Origin of the sequence: Moorena sp. SIO3E8, from assembly GCF_010692445.1 — a bacterium.
Taxonomy (GTDB): Bacteria; Cyanobacteriota; Cyanobacteriia; order Cyanobacteriales; family Coleofasciculaceae; genus Moorena; species Moorena bouillonii.
In genome coordinates this window covers 24,646-46,192 of record NZ_JAAHHM010000052.1, presented here as the reverse complement: position 1 = coordinate 46,192, position 21,547 = coordinate 24,646, and the positions used below count along the sequence as shown (strand labels likewise).

Sequence of the window (21,547 nt, the reverse complement as noted above, 5' to 3'; positions counted from 1 at the left end):
ACTCGGGGAGGAACATAGTTAATTTGTTCATTCATTGACAAATTTGGGTCAGTACACTGACATTATCAAACAAGATGTTGGAAAATGTCAAATATGTCGGGAAAACTATTTATCAGGACTTAACTCCTCTTGGGTTATAACTCACGTCACACAGGCGACGCACCGCTTGGTCGTAATCAACACCTTACTACGGCCGTACTAGAATCTCACCTTGATGGTCGAAAAGATATTAAGTTTTGTAACTGTTTTCGGTTACATCCATGTTTCGTAACGCGACGAAGTATCATCGTTTATTGGTTTTTTCCTAGGGGTCGGTTACACTGACCCACTCCTGTACTTAAAGATATATTGGTTTGGGGGTTTCCTATTTAAACGATTCAGTATAGATCACCAGATCCTCCATGTGATATTAGTCAAGCAAACGTTCATACTCTGTTTCGGCGTTTCGCCAATTTTTTTTTAGATTGCCCTATAAGACCTATTTTCCTCCATCATTCTTCTTGAATCCGCCCGGCTTTGCTTTCTACACATCGACTACGCGCACATAGTTGGGTTGGGGATACCTTTCGCCTTTTGATTTGTACGGGTATGTAATATCCTTTATTTCTTACTAATGGCCCTGTGACATGGTTTTTAGGCTTTCCAAACGAACCCGCCCCTTCTTGAATTTGGCCAATGTATCATCCCATCCACTTCACCACTGTGTTTTTTCTTGGAGCATGCGGTTGGGCTTGGTGAAGGATAAGCTGGGGTTTCATGTTTTTATCTTACCAAGGATTTTTTAGTTGCCGCAAAACTTCCATCGGGTATTGGGTACACCCGACCTGATTAACACTGTTGCCGGTTTGGCTTGTTGGGACATTTACTTGACTTTGGGTGAACCCGCGCTGGGTTTTAGGTAACCCACTTCAGCTTTCCTTAATTTATTGATTGCTGGCTTTTGGGTTTTATCGTGTATTGACCTTCCGTTGAAAGCTGCATTACTTGGGATAACCATATGTGCTTTTGGGGGTATGCCACGCCAACGGCGATTGACCTTCGGTCTCGCTACGCTTACGCATTTGCTCCCTTGATATTTCCTGGGTGATACTTTGGCACTGCGATGTGCCAACATTAGTTAGCCATTCTCTGCCGGTTGTGCTGGTGTTGGCTGAGGGGTCTGTAGTGACGATGGAGCCCTCCTGACGACAGGATTAGGTGTAGCGTAAACCTTTCTCTTATGCGCAATTTTCACTCTTTTTTTGCTCAACCGATATCTTTAACCCTCGGTAATTTTAATTGTTTGTTTGTCCCGTTTAACCCGTCTTTTTATCCTTAACTGAGTGCTGGGATCAACGTTCTTTTCTTAGGCTTGTAGGGGCGTAGTGCGTACATCATCTTCCTTAGTATTGTCTCATTATATCCTTGTAGGCTTCTATACCTATCTGCTCTTCATATTCTGAGCAAATTCCAGCAAACACCACACTTCCTTCAATTGCGCTGATCGTAGCATAATGCCACTCCGGGGTGATCGAATATTCCTTTTCTTCTCCACGGTGTAGAATATGTCCATCATCTACACGGGTGTAACTTTCATCTTCCTTCCACACCTCTACTTGGCTACTTTCTTTGGCTATTATGATCACCTTGACTCTGCCATGGACCCGATTTTTAATTACCACTGTATTATCACTAAGAACCATCGGACCACAAGCATAATAGGTTGAGCCAAAATCGCAGTTAAAAACTTTTTTGTTAGCCCATGCTTTGCTTTCGATTCCCATCGTGAGCATTAGCACTATTACCAGTAGAACCACTAAAGATCGTAAATGACCCATATGTATTTTTTTATCCTAAATTTTTACCGTCGGTTTCTTTTTACCCCTGCACCATGGTGAACATAAAATCTCACACGGTTTTTCTCACCATTGCGGGGTTTATTTTCCTGATACAATAGTATTACTGAACAACATCCCCTTGTATCTCAACTATATTACGATTTATTACGAAAACTTGGTTTTCCTCCTATTTTCCTTCGTCAGCTCGATTCCATAACTGGGTCTGGATCAAGGGATATAGATTGAAACATTCATTCCTTGTTGACGTAATTGGTTAGCAAAAGCATTGGCCTTGGCTTCATTTTTGAATGCTCCCATCTGAATTCGAGACCCTTGTGGGAATCGACCCAAAAAAGCACCAGGAACAATTTTCCTGGCATTTGCTAAACCACTGAGACTTCCATCGTTGAGTATCACGTAATATTTGATTAATGTTGATTGAGACGGTGGTGGTGTAGTAGTTTGATTTCGGGTAACCACTGGCTGTTTAGGCAATGGTGTGGCAATAGAAACCGGTCTTGGAGCAGGCTGTGAATTGTTTTGAATACCTTTATTTAAGTCTGGTTGTGACCCAGAAATCGCTTGGTTTGCTCTAGAGCCAATTTGATTCTGTACAGCGAGTTGCTTTCTTTTTGCTTCTATTTTAGCTTGTTGCTGCCGAGCTTCATTAATGATTCGATTTAACTTCTGACGCCAATAGCCTCTTGTTGGCAAATTGCTGTTCTGAGCATAGTTCAACACATCAACCCACCGACCTTGTTCATAGGCTTGTTGAATCTTATCAAACTTACGTTCAAAGGATACCCATTCATTGTGCCATTGGTCAATTTTGGTTTGGGCACCATTGAAAGCGGTACTACTAGGGAGAACATCTTGTGCGATCGCAATTGCCCTCTTGATATCTCCTGCCTGATAGTTTTCCACTGCCCTTGCCAAAATTAGTGAGCCATTATCTGCCGGTTGTGCTGGTGTTGGCTGACTGGTCTGTGGTGGGGATGGAGCCCTCCTGACCACGGGTTTTGGTTTTGGGTAAACCTTTCTCTTTGGAACATTTCTCTTGGGAGCCGATGCCACCACTGGCTCAACCGTTGGTGCGCAGTCAGTCAAATTTGTATACACCCACCCGGTAACCGGTGAACTAATTTCTACCCAGCCACGTTGTCCACTACCAGTTAGAACTAGACTGCTTCCCTGATTGAGCTTATCTACTTTTGATCCGTTAGGCTCGGAGCGCACATTCACACTCAAACCTGTCACCTGGCAATTACCTGGGGCAGCTGGGGCTGGTGGCTCGTATACCACTGGATCTGAACGGCGATTGGGTGTACTCCTAGGAGGAATTGGTTGCGCTATTCTAGGTGGTGACCAAGAGCTAGAACGCATCGAGTAGACCATACCAGCTATCGAGGAAGTAACTAGGGCAATGCCAGTGCCAATGATCAGAGACAAATTATCCGATCTATCCGCCTTAGTTGGAGGCAACGGAGAAGGTGCTGGTTTATTTGGAGTAGAACCCCTATCAACATTTGCGTCCCAAGTTTTTTGCTCTGAGAACGGGGTTGGTACTTGCTCCGGTGGGAAGTTTTCTTCAACTGTAGGGATATTGTGAATTGAGTAGTAGGTTGGGGAATTGATGGAGTACGGTTTTGAATTAGTACTCAATTTCTGTAAGTCTCGTAAAACCTGCGATCCCGACTGGTAACGGTCTTTGACTTGATAGCGAACCATTTTAGTAAGGACATTCGCCAATCCTACACTCACTGACACCAGGGATTGCCAGTTTACTTCACCAGTATTGAGGTCTTCCTGAAACTGATCTGGCACCATTCCAGTTAGAGCCTGAATCCCAATAATCCCTAGGGCATAAATATCACTGCTAGGACAGGGCTGACCCAAAGCCTGCTCACTGGACATATAGCCTGGAGTGCCAACTACCACAGTATGGTGAGTTTGTCTATAGGCACTAGCCAAATCAGTTTGAACTTGCTTAACGGCACCAAAGTCCACCAACACTAACTTTCTATCTGCCGTGCGTCGGATCAGGTTATCGGGCTTAATATCGCGATGAATCACACCGTGACGGTGGACAAATTCCAAAATACTTAAAACTTCTTGCAATAGCCCAATCACCTGGTTTTCCTGCCAGCGGTGACCAGGAGACAACTCTTGGCTCAATAGATGCCCTTCGATGAACTGTTGCACCAAGTAAAACTCATGGTCTTCTTCAAAGTAGGCAAGTAGTCGAGGAATTTGGTCATTATTGCCCAGCTTTTCTAGGGTTTCAGCCTCCCTGCTAAATAGCCGTCGAGCAGTGTCTAAAAATGTCTGAGAGCCATTGGGAGGCTGAAGTTGCTTAACAACACAGCTTGGGTTACCTGGACGCTTCGTGTCCTTGGCTAAATAGGTTTTGCCAAATCCCCCGGAACCGAGGACTTGAGTCACTTGGTAACGCCCGTCCAGTAACTTGCCTAACATAGGATTGATGTGCCTAAGATTTCACAAAAAGGAAGTTTAAAACTCCGCACCAAGGGGGCGGGGTGCTAACTGTCTCATGTTTAACATACGCTGATCGGTATTATTGACCAGGATTGTGACAATTTATCTTCTGATTATCAGTAAGCTATCAGCATTCAGCTATCAGCTATCAGCTATTAGCATTCAGCTATCAGCTATCAGCGATTAGCGCACGCTACTCCAGATGGTTGCTATCAGCTATCAGCTATTGGCTATCAGGTATTGGCTGAAGGCTGACCGCTGACCGCTGACCGCTTACGATTATGTGGCTCAACTTAGCATACTCTACCGGCAGGGAAATTTGTCAAAGATGATAGTCCACTGCTTATAGGATAGAGGATATATCGGTATAGTATTAACAGCGATGAAGCTGGTCAGGAATAATTGCTGTTTTATTTAATGGCTGGTAGGATAACACCCTTCAAGGGCTGTTTGGGAGTATATCAATGAAACCCTTATTTAAGGATACGCTGGCATGGGAACAAGCTCAACTGCTGATGCAACCGGCGTTTATTCGTATAATAGACCAAATTCGGCGGCAGTTGGAGCCAACAAACTGGAAAATCACCTATAAAAACGTTACTACACCCATACCGGGCTATGAGTTGTCTTTGGCACATCAAGATACTTCAGTTGCCATTAATTTATGGGATTTGTGTTTTCAAGTCTGTTTTCGTGACTATAGACCAACCCAGTCTGAATTAGACACTCAGCCAGTAGAAATTGATCCGATGCTGATTGATCAGGCTGGTGTTGTGGATTGGCAGTGTCTAGATGCTAAAGCCAAACAGCTAGTAGAAGAAGTTGTGGCAGGATTGCCACAGGTAGATTCCAATGACAAATGACCAATTACCAATCAAGACTCAAAAATTGCTAGATGTCCAGCGCCTGGCTGGGGCAAAGTTTGAGTCGGTAGCTTCAGGGATGATTCCAGTAAGCTTTGGCAATGATGCAGCAGGGATTGAAGCAGCCCGTCAGGGAGTTGCCTTAGTTGATTTTTGCCATTGGGGGTTGATCAAAGTATCTGGTGATGACCGACTACGCTATCTACACAATCAAAGCACCAATGACTTCCAAACACGACAGCCAGGCCAAGGCTGTCAGACGGTTTTTGTTACATCTACAGCTCGGACTATTGACTTAGCTACTGCCTATATCTTAGCAGATGCAGTGCTATTGCTAGTTTCTCCAAATTGCCGCCAGCAGATCATGGAGTGGCTGGATCGTTATATCTTTCCCATGGATCGAGTGGAATTGCAGGATGTATCTGATCACCATGCTGTTTTCTCGTTGATTGGACCGGTTAGTGATGCCCTCTTAACAGGCTTGAGTGTCGAGATATCAGGAGAAGATGCTAGTCACCAGCAACTGATGCTCGGGGATAATCAAGTCCGCATTGCTGTAGGGAGTGGCTTGGCCTTGCCTGGATATACTCTAATTTGCCCTGCCGAGAATGCTGCCCAGGTTTGGCAAACCTTAACCACAGCAGGAGCAATCCCCATAGGCGATCGCGTTTGGGAACAGTTGCGTATCCAACAGGGACGCCCTGCGCCAGGTCATGAACTCACAGAAGATTACAATCCTCTCGAAGCTGGTTTGTGGCAAACCATTTCCTTTAGCAAAGGCTGTTACATTGGTCAAGAAACCATTGCGCGCTTGAATACCTACAAAGGAGTGAAGCAACGACTATGGGGTATCCGCTTAAGTGCTCCTACTGACCTAGGAAGCGTCATCACCGTGGATGGGGAAAAAGTGGGCAAGCTCACCAGTTTGACAGAAACTGACCAGGGAGTGTTTGGTTTAGCTTATATCCGGACTAAGGCTGGTGGTGTAGGATTGAAAGTTCTCTTAGGGGACGTCGAAGGGGAAATTATGGCTGTACCTGGCTTAAGCCATGATTATTATGAGCCCAGTGCTGAGTAATCCCTACTCCCTACTCCCTACTCCCTACTCCCTACTCCCTAGGACAAGTGACCTGACCCAGTTGAGAACTGCGATAGAATTAAAGACTAAAGCATTCACACTCCTCAATTTGAGGACATCCAGTTATGGCCCTGCCAATTGTTGCAGTTATCGGACGCCCGAATGTGGGGAAATCAACCCTGGTCAATCGTTTGGCAGGAGTGACCGATGCTATTGTTCACAACCAACCAGGAGTAACCCGCGATCGCACTTATCGCCCTGCTTTCTGGCAAGACCGAGACTACCTGGTTGTCGATACTGGCGGCTTAGTCTTTGATGATGATACCGAGTTCTTGCCCTTGATTCGAGAACAGGCAATGGCAGCTTTGGCTGAAGCGAGTGCAGCAGTATTAGTGGTGGATGGTCAAGCGGGACCCACAGCTGGAGATGAAGCGATCGCGCAATGGTTACGTATACAAAATACCCCAGTTGTGCTAGCTGTCAATAAATGTGAATCTCCCCAGCAAGGAATTATTCTAGCCTCCCAGTTTTGGGAACTCAATTTAGGAGAACCCTTCCCGGTCTCAGCAATTCATGGCAATGGTACAGGAGAATTACTAGAAAAGCTGGTTACCTACCTGCCCAATGTAGACACTATCGAAGAAATCCCAGAGATTAAAGTCGCTATTGTCGGACGCCCCAATGTGGGAAAGTCCAGCTTATTGAATACCCTGACTGGGGAAAATCGCTCCATCGTCAGCCCAATTTCTGGTACCACTCGTGATGCCATTGATATGGTAGTACAACGGTCAGCAGATCCAGAAAAGGGTACTGAAGCCCAAACCTATCGCTTGATAGACACCGCTGGCATTCGCAAAAAGAAAAACGTTACTTACGGACCTGAATTTTTTGGTATTAATCGTGCCTTCAAAGCCATTCGCCGCTCAGATGTAGTGCTACTGGTGATTGATGCTATAGATGGGGTGACAGAGCAAGACCAAAAACTGGCAGGACGTATTGCGGATGAAGGACGTGCTGCAGTAATTGTAGTCAATAAGTGGGATGCCATAGAAAAAGATTCCTACACTATCTATGACTACCAAAAACAGGTAAAAGACCGACTGAGTTTTATCGAGTGGGCTGAAATCATATTTGTTAGTGCCATGACAGGCAAGCGAGTCGAAACAATTTTAAATTTAGTTGACACCGCTGCCAATCAACATCAACGTCGTGTCTCTACTTCTGTAATTAATGAAGTATTACAAGAAGCTGTTAGCTGGTACACTCCTCCCACCAATCGCCAAGGACGTCAGGGCAAAATCTACTACGGTACCCAGGTAAAAACTAAACCCCCCACTATTGCCCTGTTTGTCAACGACCCCAAACGCTTCAAAGACAACTACCGTCGCTACATAGAGCGTCAGTTCCGCCAACAATTAGATTTCACCGGTACACCAGTAAGGTTACTGTGGCGAGGCAAAAAAGTCCGTGATGGAGAAGAAGCTCAAATCAACCTCAATCGAGCTACCCGTGTGTGATAACTAACCCCCTCGACTACTGCCCACTCAGCACTCACCACTAACATCATGGACTTATTGCGATCGCTTCCTATCGGACTATACTTGGAACAACCAGTCACCTGGATGCATCACCTCGACTCCAGGGTAAAGATGTTTTGGTTGACCAGTTTTCTGATCGCACCCCTGTTGGCAAATCCCTACTGTCGGCTCGGGCTATCTTGCTTACTGATTCTAATCACCCTTACAGCTAGGATTCCCTGGCGGGTGTGGCGTCAGCAAATGAGTTGGTTGTTGATGGTAGCATGTTTTGTTTTTCTGATCACTGCGATCGCTCCAGATGGTATGGCCATTGACCATCAAGTCAGACTACCTCCAGAACCTCAAGAGCTCACCCTACCTCAACCTAGTGACTACCGTTATGTCATCTGGAGTGGTAAAGCGTTTACTATGATTAGTCTTACTATTACTCGTCGCTCAATAGATTTAGCGGTCCGGATCAGCACAACTCTATTTACCCTAGTTTATAGTTCCAGTCTTTTCCTGCTGACCACAGCACCAGAAGAAATTACTGCAGGTTTAGAAAGCTTAATCAAACCCTTACGGCGTTTGAATGTTCCGGTTACGGAAATTCTGCTGACCTTAACCCTTTCCTTGCGCTTTATCCCCCTAGTGCTAGAAGAAGTACAGAATTTAGCTCGTTCCATACGCACTCGTGCTATCAACTGGAAAAAACTCGGTCTGAACCGAAGCCTACAAATTTGGTTAATGGTTGCGGAAAAGCTTCTGGAAAATCTGCTGTTACGGGCTGAGCAAATTGCTAGTGCCATGACTGTCAGGGGCTTTACTAGTCCCAATGAGCATAAAGTGGAGTGGCATCAACTGCGCATACGCTGGTGTGATTGGTTAGCACTGGCAAGTTTACTAGTATTTTGGGGAGTAAGATTAACCTGGGGTTGGAAAATTTGAATCTTTTGTCAAGAACATAGCTATGGTTTAATCTAGGTAACTTCAAGCGATCCCTAGGCTTGAAAACCAGGGAAAGCAGTCAAGATGTGTATCTCAGCCATCCTATGACAAATCAATCACCGTCCGAGCAATCACCATCCCCAACACCTCCTCAGCCAAGCCGCAAACCAATTCTAGAGCTTGATGAATTACTGGCGATTATCGTAGCCTTCGCCACTATTGGTCTAATTCTGTTTTGGGGCACAAAGGGCAACCGGGGAAAATTTAGCTTCAAATCCCTTGAGTCTCCCTTTGCATCATCTGAGTCAACAGAGTCAACGGGAGAACTATCACTATTTCCAAGTGTTAAATCAATCACGGGTGGAGATAAGTCATCATCTGCGCTCTCCTCATCCTCCAAATCAAGAACGAGTTCTTTGTTCAGGGGATATTCAGTTGATCCAGCCACGGGTTTAATGCTCGGGTCAGCTCAAGATAAATCACCAGAGGAGTCACAAACTAATCGATTCCTGGGGCTATTCTCATCAGGGTACTCATCCACAGGATATCGCGACCGCACCATGGCCAAGGGCAAAGCCGGATCAGATGGTAATACTGACGGTAGCACAGGTCCTGACCAAGCCAGATCAGATGGTAATACTGACGGTAGCACAGGTCCTGACCAAGCCCAATCCTCATCACAAACTATCCCTATAGATGTTAGCGATTTCCGCTCCATTCAACCAGCAGAGATTCCTAAAAATCATTGGGCAAGTCCTTTCATGAGACCTCTAGCCAAGGACAAAGTATTAATTAACTTACCTGATCAGGAATTTCTACCGGACAGACAGGTAACACGGGGAGAGTTAGCTGCTCAAATTCAAAAAGCGTTTCAAGAGCAGAAGAAGCGACAACGAGTAAATTATAAGGATAAACCTACTGATCAATCAGCATCTAAAGCAATTGATGAAGCTACCGAAACCGGCTTCATGTCAGGATATCCCGGACAGGAGTTCCGTCCTGAGCAAAAGGTTCCTCGTGTACAGGTTTTAGTTAGCCTGATTAGCGGTCTTGATCTTCAACCTTCATCCAATCCAGCCGAAACGTTAAAGATTTACCGAGATCAGGATGACATTCCTGAGTGGGCGATTGAGAAAGTAGCAGCAGCAACAGAAGCGGGTATAGTTGTTAACTACAGTGAAAAAACTATGCTCAGACCAAATCAGCCTGCTACTCATGCTGAGATGGTTTCTATGCTTTATCAGGCTTTGGTCACATCAGGTAAGGCTCAAGGGGTTTCCTCTCCATATATTGTAGCTCCGAAATAGAATTATCGGATTACAGATCAGGTAATGATCAGCCCATTTTAATCGACGTTATTGATTAGCCCGGAGTTAACACTCCGGGCAATATTTTTTGTGAGAATAGAGGGAGAAGGGAGCAGGAAGCAGGGAGCAGGGAGCAGGGAAAAGAGCACTGGAAAAAAATCCTGTTTACCTCATTACTATGACAAACCCTTGTTAAGCATCAAGGCAACCGTTAACTATCAACCATTGTGTTAATGCAGTCGTTCATGGTTTGAGTTCTGTATGCGATCGCATCTTGTCAGCCCCCTGGAAATCCCCACAGGTAGGCGCACCCGTTGCTACCACAGTGCTCTGACAGGTAGCCCAATTGGGGTTCGAGGAGGAGTTGTCACTGTTGGCTGTACAGGAGTGGAAATGACAGTTCTCCGAATACGGTTCATCCGTTCGATACGCCTCTGTTGGACAGACTCTAAGACCTCGCTAACACGACTGGTAACCCTCGTAGTCTCTGAACTGGCCAAAGCACTGGAACTAACAATATTAACGATACGATTCCCAGCCATCAAGACTTGCTTACCTTCTGCCACATGCCATTGCCTGAGCTTGGAAGTTGGTAGCCAAACCGTTTTGCTCTCACCGTTGTCAAGCTTAACCTTTACGATATTGCCAACGATACTCTTGATAGTACCTTTGTCAAGCTCTTGCCCCCGATCTTGTTTCAGGATCCGGTTTTGGGCTTGTTCACCCATTGAGTTAGCCTTAGCGGGAGCCATAGTAAGGGTACACAGCAGCAATGACAAGGTAGTCCCTGTCCAGACATTAAACTTTTTAATATTCATCATTAACTTAACTTATATTTCTGTTAATCGAAGAATTTAAAATTCACTAATCTACTGTAAAATCTACGGAAATAATAGATTGTTTCCGGAATATATTATCAGTAAAATTACTAACTTTTGGTCTGCCAAAATACCTGAAGGCGTCGGTGTGAACGTTTTTGATAATGTTGCTTTTCAAGTAGATTAAAGTGATGTTATAAAGTTGTTATAAATAAAAACTAATTAGAAATGGTGAGAGATAAATTACTATCTCGGAGCTTAAGGCTACTATGCTTGAGTATAGTAATTCCAATACTTTATGGGCAACAGCAGGTAGCTGCCTCTGAAAAAATAAGTAGTCCTGTTCCTACTCCCAAAGAGCTTTTACCTCAAAATCAATTGCCTGGAATTGAAGCCCCAAAATTGCCACCCCTTGGAGACCCGGATCTATATCTTCCTCTAGAAGAAGACTTGCCACCAGAGGCTACTCAAATTACTCGTTTGGTGATTAAATTGAGTGAACGTCGTGTTTATGTCTATCAAGCGGCTCAAGTCCTAAACAGTTACCCAATTGCCATTGGTAAAGCGGGTTGGGAAACACCAACAGGTAATTTTGAAGTGATCCAAAAGCTTCAGGATCCAGCTTGGGAGCATCCTTGGACAGGTGAAATAATTCCTCCAGGGCCGAATAATCCCCTTGGCGATCGCTGGATTGGTTTTTGGACTAATGGGAAGAATTATATTGGATTTCATGGAACAACTGCTGAGGAACTCGTCGGACAAGCTGTTTCTCACGGTTGCATCCGAATGCTCAATAAAGATGTCCGGGATTTATTTGAAAAGGTGGCTATAGGAACACCGGTAATCGTACAGCCTTGACATCCTCTACCGGAATAGGTTAAACCTCAGAAGTAGAGATTCCATACCTTAGCTCTTCATAATTATTAATTTTAAGATAGCGATGAGTTAAATATACCCCACGCTTAGGGCACTACCAATTGATTTGCCCTCAACTAACCAAAGCGTGAAAGATTGCCCCGATAGCTCGAATTGTGCTCTGTTGCTTCACTTCCGGTATTGGAGAGTTTCACAACTTAAATCCGATTGTTATAGTGATGAGGGTGTAGGTTCAACTTTCCGACCCGGTCTACCAGAAACGGGATTTCCAAACATTAAACGTTTTTTTTTATGAGTAAATCAATAATTGAGTTAGTTGACGAACTGTCAACCGATAGCCTAACCGTAAAAATACTGAACGCACTGGATTTTGTGATCCCAGGGGAGTGGGAAAACTTAGTGGGGTTTAACCATACCATTCGCCAGCTAACTGGGGAAGAGGATTACGACGTGATTACCAAAATTCGCGATCGCGCCCTCGCCATCTACGAAGACCCGAATGAGGGATACCAAAAAGCCGTTGGGATTTATCAAAAGTTTGACAGAACTGACAAAGCGATCGCAGCAGCCGCTTTAGCTGACAAAGTCGGGGATACCTTTAGGTGGATCCCGTTTTTAGAGAAACTGACTCCTAAAGCGGACAAGCTTCAAGGGCTTGACTTGGGTCTGAAATTAGTGGGGGAACTACTAGCCCATAGCAAAATTCACAAGGTGGGCTTGAATCCCTTCGAGTTTGCCACTTCTATCCAGGAAAACTATGATAAAGCTGCTCTGATGCGGATGGTAGCTTTAGTGTGCATTGATGGGGTAATCCCTCTTGGTGCAGACTTCGTGTCTAAAGTACGAAATACCCTTGAAGAAGGAGATAAATCATCCTTTTCCAACAATGATGAGTTTGAAGCCATCAGGGACTCAATCCCAGATGGCGATAAACAGGGATTCATTACTCAAACCTTTGATGCAGTTGGTGGCTGGATGGATAATCTAGTATCCTCTGTTGGATTAAGCCGTGATTCACTGTCCGACAGTCTCGGGGGTTTTGTAGAAATTGCCGATGACAAGTTAGACTATGTGGCGGCATTTCTAGACGCTAGCACTAACTACTATGAGCATACTGGCATACAAACCGTTGCGCGTCATTTAATTCTTCGTGCTGCTGAAGAAATTGACTAGGCTAATTGACTAGGCTAGTAGTACACAACTATAGCGTTTTTCATAGTGATGAGAAACGCTATAATAGGCGAATAAAATTTTGCTCTCATCAAGTTAAGTACTAACCTTGACAATGCTGCAATACAAAGTTTATAACCTAACTGAATCCCCTAACTTTGTATTAGTTGCTGCTGGATTAATTATGGCTTTAGCGGTAACAGGCTGTGAGCAATGGGATTCATCTGGCAGGATAAGTAGACCAACACCAGACAATTTTCCTACTCGTAACTTACCGAGATCGAACCCTAGGCAGTCGCCACCAGCAATCAAGCAAGTTTTGTACGTGGATTCTCAACAGGGTACAGACAGCGAAAACGCTGGTCTAACCACTGCTAATCCCTTCAAAACTATTACCTATGCCTTACAGCAAGCTCGTCCCTTAGCTACTATCCACCTAGCCCCAGGTCAGTACACCGTTGAACAGGGAGAAACCTTTCCCCTTAAACTCAAACCTGGCATGATTCTCCAGGGAAACAAGTCCGCTAGAGGTGAAGGAGTAGTTATAATTGGTGGCGGTCTTTACCTCAGTCGGACTTGGGCTGGTCAGAACGTAACGATATTGGCAGCTCAAGATGCTCAGATTCTGGGACTAACTATTACTAATCCTAATACCAGAGGGAGTGGTGTGTGGGTAGAATCCACCAATCCCATCATTCGCAACAATACCTTTATCAATAGCGATCGCGAAGGAGTGTTTGTTAGTGGTAAAGGAAACCCTCTGATTGAAAATAATCGTTTTGCCAATAACCAAGGAAACGGTATCTCTGTAACTCGGGAAGCAACAGGAGAAATCCGGGGTAATATTATTGAGCAAACCGGTCATGGTTTGGCGATAGGGGGCAACAGTTCACCCTTGATAGTAAATAATCAGATTCGTGACAACATTGACGGGGTAGTGATTGAAGGGTCTGCACGTCCTGTGCTGCGCGAAAACCAAATTATCAATAATAGTCGGGATGGCTTGGTAGCGATTAGCCAATCTCAGCCAGATTTAGGCACTGCTAGTACTCCTGGAAATAACCTTTTTGAAGGCAATGAACGTTATGACATTTATAATGTTACTGGCAAAAAGCTATTAGTAATTGGTAATCAGCTCAAGGGGGATGGAGTTGCTGCACTGCTAGAAGCTCAACCAAGTTCTCCTGAATTTCCTGTAGACTTTGACGTTAATTAGTTTGGCTCAGTATCCTACCTAAGCAAAGCTGATAAGTACCTGGACAAAAATAAACCTCACTTCTTGATGCAGCGCTGTATTAACTTGTGTAAAGTTACCAAAAGCCCCTCTGCTCCCTGCTCCCTGCTCCCTATTTCAACAGTTAATTTGACTTTTGTCCGACTACTTAGCTTACAAATTTTTTTCATGATTCCTTCACAATTGACATTTAGAATTGTGTATGTTTTCGTGAGAGAAGTTTATAGTTAAAAAAACTGAAAATGGGTCAATCAATTATTGAATTAGTTGATCAGCTTCCAGAGGATAATATAACCGTAACAGTACTGAATGTCCTGGATTTTATTGTTCCGGGGGAATGGGAAAATCTCGTCGGTTTTGACAATACAATTAGCGCAGTTACAGGGGAAACAGATCCAGATGTGATTGAGTCAATTCGTGCCCGCGCCCTTGAGCTGTACGAAGACCCTGATCAGGGATACCAAACAGCTATCTGGATTTACCAAACTCTTGACAATACTGACACAGCGATCGCAGCAGCAGCTTTAGCTGACAAAGTCGGGGATACCTTGAGTTGGATCCCATTCTTAGACAAACTGACTCCCAAAGCTGACACCGTTCAATCTATTGACTTGAGTATAAAACTGGTCGGAGAACTGATCGCTCATAGCAAGATTCACGGCCTTGGCTTTAATCCGGTAGATTTTGCTGCTTCTGTGACAGAAAACTATCATAACGAAGCTCTGATGCGGATGGTAGCCTTAGTTTGCATCGATGGTGTAATTCCTCTCGGTGCTGACTTCATCTCTAAAGTCCGAAATAGCTTGGAAGAAGGAGGGGAGTCCGCTCTAGAAGATAATCCTGCCTTTGCAGCTCTCAGTGGCTCAATTCCTGAATCCGATAAACAGGGATTTATCAGTAACACGTTTGATGCAGTTGGTGACTGGATGGATAATTTAATTTCCTCTACTGGGTTAAGCCCTGAGTCACTGTTTGAGCGTCTGGGTGGCTTCATAGAACTTGCTGATGACAAGTTAGACTATGTAGCGGCATTTCTAGACGCTAGTACCAATTGTTATGAGCATACTGGGATTCAAACTGTTGCTCGTCATCTGATTGAGCGGGCAGCTAAAGAGATTTGAGGTAAGCTATCAGCTATCAGCTATCAGCTATCAGCTATCAGCTATCAGCTCTCAGCTCTCAGCTCTCAGCTTTTGAATAAGCGATGCAGCAAGGGAACAGGGGAGGCAGCGCGGTCTTGGGGGTTCCCCCCATGAGCGACTGCCGTGGTTTCCCCCGGAGACCAAACCTGATTACGTTGAGCCTTTATGGTTGGTAGGCTATGCAGAAAAGGGGTAAAACTTATTGATTAAGGCGAGCCTGTCTTACGGTAAATTCAAACCACTCGCTATTGCATCAAGACAACAAGTAAGCATTGGAATAATCAAGACATAAGTCCCAGCGTCGTTCGCACAGCGTGGCCAAACGCGCCCCGCGTGGCCTTTTGGCCAAGGCCAAAGCCTGTGCCAAAAAGCTGTTCGCGCAGCGTGAGCCTTTAGCTCACGGCTGATAGCTGACGGCACCTCAAGCAGCGTGCGCGTAGCGCATATGCTTACATTTAGGGCACCTTTAAATTATCCCAAATTAGGTTTTTTTTAAGCTGACTGCTGACTGCTGACCGGTTACAATTTTGGTAATTGGGATCAGTAATGGGGAATCATTAATATGACCACGATTCCCCATTGACCGAGGAGCCATTATCGATTAAATATAAAGATTATTTTTTAGGTGCGCCCTTACTTGGCGAATTTAATTCTTAATGGTAAGAGCGCACCTGAATTTATTTTTTCCTCTTTTTGTGGTGTCTAAAGTTTTTTTTACGGGTTAAATTCAAACGTTTAATCATCCTATCGACTGTGGAATGACCAATTAAAACACCCGTTTCTTCGGCTAACCAAATCCGGAGTTCATCTAAGGTAGCATCATTGTTTTTGATGACCAGATCTCGGAGAATATTTAATTGCTCTGGGGTAAGTTTTATCGGAGTTTGTTTAGTGCGAACTTTGGGAGCAATATTTCCGGTTTCTCGATACTGTTTGAGTAATTTTTGAACAAAGCTTAAGGCAACATTAAACTGTTTAGCCAGCTTACGTTGAGAGATATTGCCTTGATTATAAGCATCAATAATTTTTTGTCTAAGATCAACAGAGTAGGCTTTCATGGTTCTTGAGGAGAATTATCTGAGCTATCCTCATTGTACCTGACTAGCGTGGGTATTAGCTAGAGCCTATGGAAAAACCTTGGAACCTGGAAAGCTGACAGCCGTCAGCTGTAGCTTATTTTATTCAAAAGCTGTTCTGTGTAGCAAGCACAATGGGGATAAACTATTCCCATAGCGTTGTCACAGCCTTTGGCTGATACCTGATAGCAGATCAAGAAGCGTGGGCGTAGCGCACACTTCTTGTTCGGCTTAGTGGCTATGGGTAAGCTACACTGAACAGCTTTTTAATAAGCGATGCAGCAAGGGAACAGGGGAGGCAGTGCCGACCTGTGGGGGGAACTCCCACTCGCGCTTGGGATCAAGACAACAGGTAAGCATCCGAATAATGCTGAGTTACGGACAGCTAAAGGCTGAATGCTGACGGCTGAATGCTGAGGTTGTAAATTGACACTCCCCGCCCTGGAAGGACGGGGATTCTTGCTTGGCCTTTGGCCACGCTACGCGAACAACGGGGTGACTTGTTATCCCTTGCCGGAGCCAGGAAAAATAGAGGTCTCCTCTCCACAAGCGTGTTTAGTCTTCGACCTAGGTTTCGGTGTGCCCCACCGTACCTTACCTTTTTTTTACATATAGATAGATACTTTTTTTATCTAATTTTTTTTCATAGACTTTTAAGTCGTTAGACCAAATTACGCAATATGTATCTCTTACATATTTTTTACGTTGTCTACTTATGATTAGATAGTATTTATCTAGTGCTTAGTTTTTTGTTTATAATTTTATCATAACACGCAGTGCGAAAACTGTCAAGTTTTAACTTAATAAAGAAAGCCGTCCTATAAGGACGGGGCTTTAAACCCAAAATTTTTGGTAAAAATAGTTAGATAATCAAAGAGCAGACACTAGCAGCTGGGTGATTCAAAGCACGTTTATGATGCAATATCGAAGATTTGGGCGTACAGAATTACAGATGCCAGTCTTTTCCTGTGGTGGTATGCGATACCAGTTCAAGTGGCAGGATGTTCCCAAGGAGCAAATTCCCCAAGATCATCAACAGAATCTCGAAGCAACAATCCGCCGTTCTCTAGAGCTTGGCATTCATCACATAGAAACTGCTCGTGGCTACGGTACTTCTGAGATGCAATTAGGAGAGATTTTGCCAAAATTTCCCCGAGAACAACTGATTGTTCAGACTAAAGTTACTCCTAAGCCTGACCCCAAAGAGTTTCGTCGTAAGTTTAATCAATCCCTCGCTTTCCTAAAACTTGACTATGTTGACCTACTGGGAATCCATGGGATTAATACCCCTGAGTTGCTAGATCAGACTATCCGTCCTGGTGGTTATTTAGATGTAGCGCGACAGCTTAAAGCAGAGGGTAAGGTACGGTTTATTGGATTCTCGACTCATGGTCCTACAGATGTGATTGTTAAAACCATTGAAACGGACCAGTTTGACTACGTTAACTTGCACTGGTATTACATTAATCAGTTAAATTGGCCTGCCATTGAAGCCGCTACTCGTCACGATATGGGGGTGTTCATCATTAGCACTTCCGATAAAGGGGGTATGCTCTATAAACCACCACAACGGTTAGTGGAACTTTGTGCTCCCCTTAGCCCAATGGTATTTAATGATTTGTTTTGTTTGAGCCATCCCGAGGTCCATACCTTGAGTCTAGGGGCATCTCGACCTTCAGATTTTGATGAACACCTCAAAACTGTAAAACTTCTGGAGCGCTCAGAAGAAGTATTACCGCCGATTTTAGAGCGTTTGGAATCAGAAGCGATCGCAAAATTGGGAGAAGACTGGTTCCGAAGTTGGGACATTGGCTTACCCACCCATTCAGAAACCCCAGGCGGTATCAATATTCCAGTGATTTTGTGGTTGAGGAATTTAGCGATCGCGTACGATCTGCTTGAGTATGCAAAAATGCGCTACAACCTTTTAACTAATGCGGGTCACTGGTTTCCTGGGGCCCAAGCCAATCAGGTCAGAGAATTAGACCTGACGGAATGTTTGCGTAAAAGTCCTCATGCTGATATAATACCAGCTTTTCTGGAAGATGCCCATAACTTATTAGGGGGTAAACCAGTCAAACGCCTCTCCCAACAATAATTAATTTTTTTGTTTAGAATTTTTAAGAACTTTCGGAATCTCTGTGATCACTCGTGAAGCAATCTGTGGTGGGGTCTCCCCAAAATCTTCACAGATCTGAAGGTCAGCTAATTCATAAAGACTCCGTCTTTGGTCAAGAATTTTCTGCAATTCTAAAGCAGGATCAGGTTTCTGTAGTAAGGGGCGAGTGGTATCCTCTTGCAACCGTTCGATTAACATTGGCACAGGGACATCCAACCAGACCACCAGACCATAATGCAGATAACTCCAATTCTGGGGGTTAAGCACAATACCGCCTCCTGTAGCAACGATCAATTGCTGATAAGCCGATAGTTCCGATAGTACCTGAGTCTCCAGCTGTCGAAAGGTTTCTTCTCCGTCCTCAGCAAATATCTCGTTAATCGTTTTACCTGCAATTTGCTCAATCAGGGCATCTGTATCAAAAAAACCATAGCCTAGCTCACTAGCTAGTAAACCTCCAACAGTAGTTTTGCCAGCGCCCATCATGCCAATCAGAAAAACATTGAGGCCCTTCAACAAGTCATTCACGCATGCCCTCCCCAGTCTAATCAGTGATTACCCTTAGTTCACACTTAATCAAAGGTACCACCCTAAGACTTTCACTGCGAGACAACCTTTCACATTTATGCTATTATTCACAATAGCTTCATCTAAACTTCATCCCAACAAAAGTGATGTACCGTGCTTTTGGGTAGCCAGTGAGACCAAAGGGGGTGCCCACTGGGCTTGACTTCGGGCGACCGTAAGCCTATGCATACAGCCCCTCCCTATGAGCGACTGGCTTGGTTTTCCTGATCTGCGACTGCATCAAGAAAACGGGAGCGTGGAAACCGTCATCATTTATGTGGCTATGTGGCGGAGGAAGGGAGATTTGGCGGTTTTAAGCGCCGTCATTAGAAGCGATGCAGGGTCGTGACCGGGGTTTCCCCCACTCGCACTTTGCATGGCTGACAAAGTAGCCAGAAACTTAGGCTTAGACCTAAGCAGACTGGGTAAGCGGTGTTTGAGCACCGTAAGCCTGGTCATGCTATGGACTGAATGCAAGTCCAAGCTTGGCATCAGGGTACAACAAACCCCAATTTTGTAGACCAGGGAGACTCAAATATGTATAACACATCGGTTTTAATCCCTGGCACTCAACTACCTGATCAAGCAGCTGATTTCGGTGTCTCACAAAACTATCCAGTGGAACAGATCTACTGGTTTTCACTAGTGGTCACTCCATCTAAACTAGGGGTAACAAAGTAAATGTTGCTAATTCGTGACATTGTCAAACAAGCTCTCACAACCGGTTATCTTACCATAGAAGCCGAGGATAAATTACGCAGGATGCTCCATCAAAAACATAAAAAGTACGATTTGGCGGATCTGGATGCCTTTATGGCCTTACAGGAAGCCGCCATGACTGGCCGCGTGAGGCAACAATCTCGCGAACAAATGAACAATTAGCCCAATGGATAATTGAGTAACTATCTAACAATAACAGCCAAGGAGTAACCTTTTACTACCTTGGCTGCTATTGTATTGCTAGTTATAATAAAATCAACCGTCAACCATGGTTATTGAAAGTCTTCATCATCCTCAAACCCCCAGTCCTCTTCATCCTCTTCAGTCTGCTTAGCTACCGTCTTGTAAGGTGGATTAATGACTCGATACTTGGCATCGTAAACTGTTTCAGATTTACCAACACCTGAATTACCAGGTTTGCGATAACCATAGGAATAAACGGAATCGCTTTGATCACTACTTTCGGGTTCTTCGCTCAGGTCATCCCTAGTGGGATCCCCTTTAGTGGTGTGTGATCTCGAATCTTGCTTAACCCCTTGGCGAGCTGATGAAACTCGATCTGAATCCTGATGTTCCTCAAAGTCCCACTCTTGACTACTACTTTCTTCCCAATCCGAGCTTGTATCATCTTTTGAGGTTTGTTTCGAGGCTCGACGCTCACGAGTTTTATCCTGCCTCGTCTGGGTTTGATAACTTTCGCCACGGCTATATTCAGAAAATAATGGCTCGTCGTCCGGTGGTTCAGAATTTCGACTAGAATAACGCCAAGCCAGGTAATTGGGGAGTCGTAGGCTGATGCTGGTTAGAACTCCAGCTCCAACGGCACCAACAATCCACAAGGCTAGAGGTAGAGGTGGTGTCTTCATGCCTAGAAAGACCAAAGGTAGCACTGGCAACCAATTATCAACAACAAACAGTGCCAATCCACCTATTACCAAACATAAGAATATAATAATCCTAAACATAAACCAAGGGATTGAAGGTTATAGGTTAAAAGTTGAGGGGTGATGAAGATTTATCAGCATATGTCAGGCTCAAGGCAGAAAAGTCTGACGATTTAGCCTCCTACTACTTCCTATGTTAAATCTGCCCTATTTTCCCCATCTTTCCGATATCTTGATTTCCTACCTATCATGATAACTATGTTTAAGGGAATCATTACTTCTGCCCTGCCACCGTTTTAGGGGAATGCAGTCAATGTCTAACTGGTCTAAAGCACGAGCTACCACAAAATCCACCAAATCTTCGATGGTTTGAGGGTTATGGTACCAAGCCGGTATAGCTGGCACAATTCTAACTCCTGTTTCTGCTAACCTGGTAAGGTTACGCAGATGGATTAAGCTAAAGGGTGTTTCACGAGGTACGATTACTAGCTTACGCCCTTCTTTAATTTGAACATCTGCTGAACGCTCCAGCAGGTCAGTACTGAAGCCCGCAGCCATTTTTGCTACGGTATTCATACTACAGGGCATGATCACCATTCCTAAAGTACGGAAAGAACCACTAGCAATACTGGCTCCCACATCCCCCCACCGATGACAAATGAGTTTGCCCCCCTGATCGACTGCCGCTTGCTGACGCCAGAATTGTTCTTGTAGATCGGGTTCAAGAGGCATGCGAATATTTTGCTCTGCCTGCCAAACCATATAGGTAGATTTCGATGCCACCAGCTCAATAGCATAGTCAGCCTCTAGTAAATACTTTAAAGCCCTTACAGCATAGATTAGGCCAGATGCACCAGTGACACCAAGAATTAAAGGAGTTGTCATTAGTCAGTAGTCAAATTATGTCCGGTTGGT

At 44.5% G+C, this 21,547-nt stretch carries 19 protein-coding genes; 12 read left to right on the top strand and 7 right to left on the bottom strand.

The genetic code is table 11. From position 1 onward, the window contains the following. Positions 1-1,382: 1,382 nt before the first annotated feature. Positions 1,383-1,772: a hypothetical protein gene (locus F6K46_RS21220; protein ID WP_293064831.1), complete on the bottom strand. Its 390-nt coding sequence runs from the start codon at positions 1,770-1,772 to the stop codon at positions 1,383-1,385. Between the two features lie 273 nt (positions 1,773-2,045). Then, positions 2,046-4,292 (bottom strand): protein kinase, encoded by a 2,247-nt coding sequence (locus F6K46_RS21215; RefSeq protein ID WP_293064828.1) that lies wholly within the window; start codon positions 4,290-4,292, stop codon positions 2,046-2,048. Between the two features lie 485 nt (positions 4,293-4,777). Here F6K46_RS21215 and F6K46_RS21210 point away from each other — a divergent pair, with 485 nt between their 5' ends. The 5 genes from F6K46_RS21210 to F6K46_RS21190 all read left to right on the top strand — a co-directional run bounded on the left by F6K46_RS21210 (position 4,778) and on the right by F6K46_RS21190 (position 10,026). Next, positions 4,778-5,176: a hypothetical protein gene (locus tag F6K46_RS21210; protein ID WP_293064825.1), complete on the top strand. Its 399-nt coding sequence runs from the start codon at positions 4,778-4,780 to the stop codon at positions 5,174-5,176. Further along, positions 5,166-6,254, top strand: a complete 1,089-nt coding sequence (locus F6K46_RS21205) for a folate-binding protein (RefSeq protein WP_293064822.1) — start codon at positions 5,166-5,168, stop codon at positions 6,252-6,254. Before F6K46_RS21210 ends, F6K46_RS21205 begins: the two co-directional genes overlap by 11 nt. A 125-nt stretch (positions 6,255-6,379) precedes the next feature. Continuing rightward, positions 6,380-7,771 carry a ribosome biogenesis GTPase Der gene (der, locus tag F6K46_RS21200; protein ID WP_293064819.1) on the top strand — a complete coding sequence of 464 codons (1,392 nt, stop codon included), beginning with the start codon at positions 6,380-6,382 and terminating at the stop codon, positions 7,769-7,771. 48 nt (positions 7,772-7,819) lie between these two features. Next, on the top strand, positions 7,820-8,719 hold the full coding sequence (locus tag F6K46_RS21195; protein ID WP_293064816.1) for an energy-coupling factor transporter transmembrane protein EcfT: 900 nt from the start codon (positions 7,820-7,822) through the stop codon (positions 8,717-8,719). Positions 8,720-8,823: 104 nt separating this feature from the next. Beyond that, entirely contained in the window at positions 8,824-10,026 is a 1,203-nt protein-coding gene (locus F6K46_RS21190) for an S-layer homology domain-containing protein (protein WP_293064814.1), read from the top strand. A 317-nt stretch (positions 10,027-10,343) separates the two neighbouring features. Here F6K46_RS21190 and F6K46_RS21185 read toward each other — a convergent pair whose 3' ends face one another. Beyond that, positions 10,344-10,847, bottom strand: a complete 504-nt coding sequence (locus tag F6K46_RS21185; protein WP_293064812.1) for a hypothetical protein — start codon at positions 10,845-10,847, stop codon at positions 10,344-10,346. 225 nt (positions 10,848-11,072) lie between these two features. On the opposite strand from F6K46_RS21185, the gene F6K46_RS21180 reads away from it, so the two are divergent. From F6K46_RS21180 to F6K46_RS21165, 4 genes are all read left to right on the top strand, one after another. Beyond that, positions 11,073-11,702, top strand: a complete 630-nt coding sequence (locus tag F6K46_RS21180) for a L,D-transpeptidase (RefSeq protein WP_293064809.1) — start codon at positions 11,073-11,075, stop codon at positions 11,700-11,702. 309 nt (positions 11,703-12,011) lie between these two features. Continuing rightward, entirely contained in the window at positions 12,012-12,893 is an 882-nt protein-coding gene (locus F6K46_RS21175) for a hypothetical protein (protein WP_293064806.1), read from the top strand. A 112-nt stretch (positions 12,894-13,005) separates the two neighbouring features. Beyond that, a complete protein-coding gene (locus F6K46_RS21170) occupies positions 13,006-14,106 on the top strand; it encodes a DUF1565 domain-containing protein (protein ID WP_293064835.1) in 1,101 nt (366 codons plus the stop codon). 260 nt (positions 14,107-14,366) lie between these two features. Next, complete coding sequence (locus tag F6K46_RS21165; protein ID WP_293064804.1) at positions 14,367-15,245, top strand: hypothetical protein; 879 nt, start codon at positions 14,367-14,369, stop codon at positions 15,243-15,245. Between the two features lie 698 nt (positions 15,246-15,943). On the opposite strand, the gene F6K46_RS21160 is transcribed toward F6K46_RS21165, so the two are convergent. Next, a complete protein-coding gene (locus F6K46_RS21160; RefSeq protein WP_070393914.1) occupies positions 15,944-16,324 on the bottom strand; it encodes a helix-turn-helix domain-containing protein in 381 nt (126 codons plus the stop codon). 444 nt (positions 16,325-16,768) lie between these two features. Here F6K46_RS21160 and F6K46_RS21155 point away from each other — a divergent pair, with 444 nt between their 5' ends. Together F6K46_RS21155 and F6K46_RS21150 are read left to right on the top strand one after the other, a co-directional pair. Then, on the top strand, positions 16,769-16,957 hold the full coding sequence (locus F6K46_RS21155; RefSeq protein ID WP_143727703.1) for a hypothetical protein: 189 nt from the start codon (positions 16,769-16,771) through the stop codon (positions 16,955-16,957). A 301-nt stretch (positions 16,958-17,258) separates the two neighbouring features. Then, positions 17,259-18,440, top strand: coding sequence for an aldo/keto reductase (locus tag F6K46_RS21150; protein WP_293064833.1), 1,182 nt, complete (start codon positions 17,259-17,261; stop codon positions 18,438-18,440). On the opposite strand, the gene F6K46_RS21145 is transcribed toward F6K46_RS21150, so the two are convergent. Then, on the bottom strand, positions 18,441-18,989 hold the full coding sequence (locus tag F6K46_RS21145; protein WP_293064799.1) for a shikimate kinase: 549 nt from the start codon (positions 18,987-18,989) through the stop codon (positions 18,441-18,443). Between the two features lie 720 nt (positions 18,990-19,709). Here F6K46_RS21145 and F6K46_RS21140 point away from each other — a divergent pair. Then, on the top strand, positions 19,710-19,910 hold the full coding sequence (locus tag F6K46_RS21140) for a hypothetical protein (RefSeq protein ID WP_071105228.1): 201 nt from the start codon (positions 19,710-19,712) through the stop codon (positions 19,908-19,910). 110 nt (positions 19,911-20,020) lie between these two features. Here F6K46_RS21140 and F6K46_RS21135 read toward each other — a convergent pair whose 3' ends face one another. Continuing rightward, positions 20,021-20,671: a hypothetical protein gene (locus F6K46_RS21135; protein ID WP_293063585.1), complete on the bottom strand. Its 651-nt coding sequence runs from the start codon at positions 20,669-20,671 to the stop codon at positions 20,021-20,023. 201 nt (positions 20,672-20,872) lie between these two features. After that, positions 20,873-21,517, bottom strand: coding sequence for a flavin prenyltransferase UbiX (locus F6K46_RS21130; RefSeq protein ID WP_070393920.1), 645 nt, complete (start codon positions 21,515-21,517; stop codon positions 20,873-20,875). Positions 21,518-21,547 lie beyond the last annotated feature (30 nt).

Bases quoted from the DNA above. Each gene is read 5' to 3' on its own strand.
- F6K46_RS21220 (WP_293064831.1), bottom strand. From the start codon at position 1,772: ATGCTCACGATGGGAATCGAAAGCAAAGCATGGGCTAACAAAAAAGTT.
- F6K46_RS21215 (WP_293064828.1), bottom strand. From the start codon at position 4,292: ATGTTAGGCAAGTTACTGGACGGGCGTTACCAAGTGACTCAAGTCCTC.
- F6K46_RS21210 (WP_293064825.1), top strand. From the start codon at position 4,778: ATGAAACCCTTATTTAAGGATACGCTGGCATGGGAACAAGCTCAACTG.
- F6K46_RS21205 (WP_293064822.1), top strand. From the start codon at position 5,166: ATGACAAATGACCAATTACCAATCAAGACTCAAAAATTGCTAGATGTC.
- der (WP_293064819.1), top strand. From the start codon at position 6,380: ATGGCCCTGCCAATTGTTGCAGTTATCGGACGCCCGAATGTGGGGAAA.
- F6K46_RS21195 (WP_293064816.1), top strand. From the start codon at position 7,820: ATGGACTTATTGCGATCGCTTCCTATCGGACTATACTTGGAACAACCA.
- F6K46_RS21190 (WP_293064814.1), top strand. From the start codon at position 8,824: ATGACAAATCAATCACCGTCCGAGCAATCACCATCCCCAACACCTCCT.
- F6K46_RS21185 (WP_293064812.1), bottom strand. From the start codon at position 10,847: ATGATGAATATTAAAAAGTTTAATGTCTGGACAGGGACTACCTTGTCA.
- F6K46_RS21180 (WP_293064809.1), top strand. From the start codon at position 11,073: ATGGTGAGAGATAAATTACTATCTCGGAGCTTAAGGCTACTATGCTTG.
- F6K46_RS21175 (WP_293064806.1), top strand. From the start codon at position 12,012: ATGAGTAAATCAATAATTGAGTTAGTTGACGAACTGTCAACCGATAGC.
- F6K46_RS21170 (WP_293064835.1), top strand. From the start codon at position 13,006: ATGCTGCAATACAAAGTTTATAACCTAACTGAATCCCCTAACTTTGTA.
- F6K46_RS21165 (WP_293064804.1), top strand. From the start codon at position 14,367: ATGGGTCAATCAATTATTGAATTAGTTGATCAGCTTCCAGAGGATAAT.
- F6K46_RS21160 (WP_070393914.1), bottom strand. From the start codon at position 16,324: ATGAAAGCCTACTCTGTTGATCTTAGACAAAAAATTATTGATGCTTAT.
- F6K46_RS21150 (WP_293064833.1), top strand. From the start codon at position 17,259: ATGCAATATCGAAGATTTGGGCGTACAGAATTACAGATGCCAGTCTTT.
- F6K46_RS21140 (WP_071105228.1), top strand. From the start codon at position 19,710: ATGTTGCTAATTCGTGACATTGTCAAACAAGCTCTCACAACCGGTTAT.
- F6K46_RS21130 (WP_070393920.1), bottom strand. From the start codon at position 21,517: ATGACAACTCCTTTAATTCTTGGTGTCACTGGTGCATCTGGCCTAATC.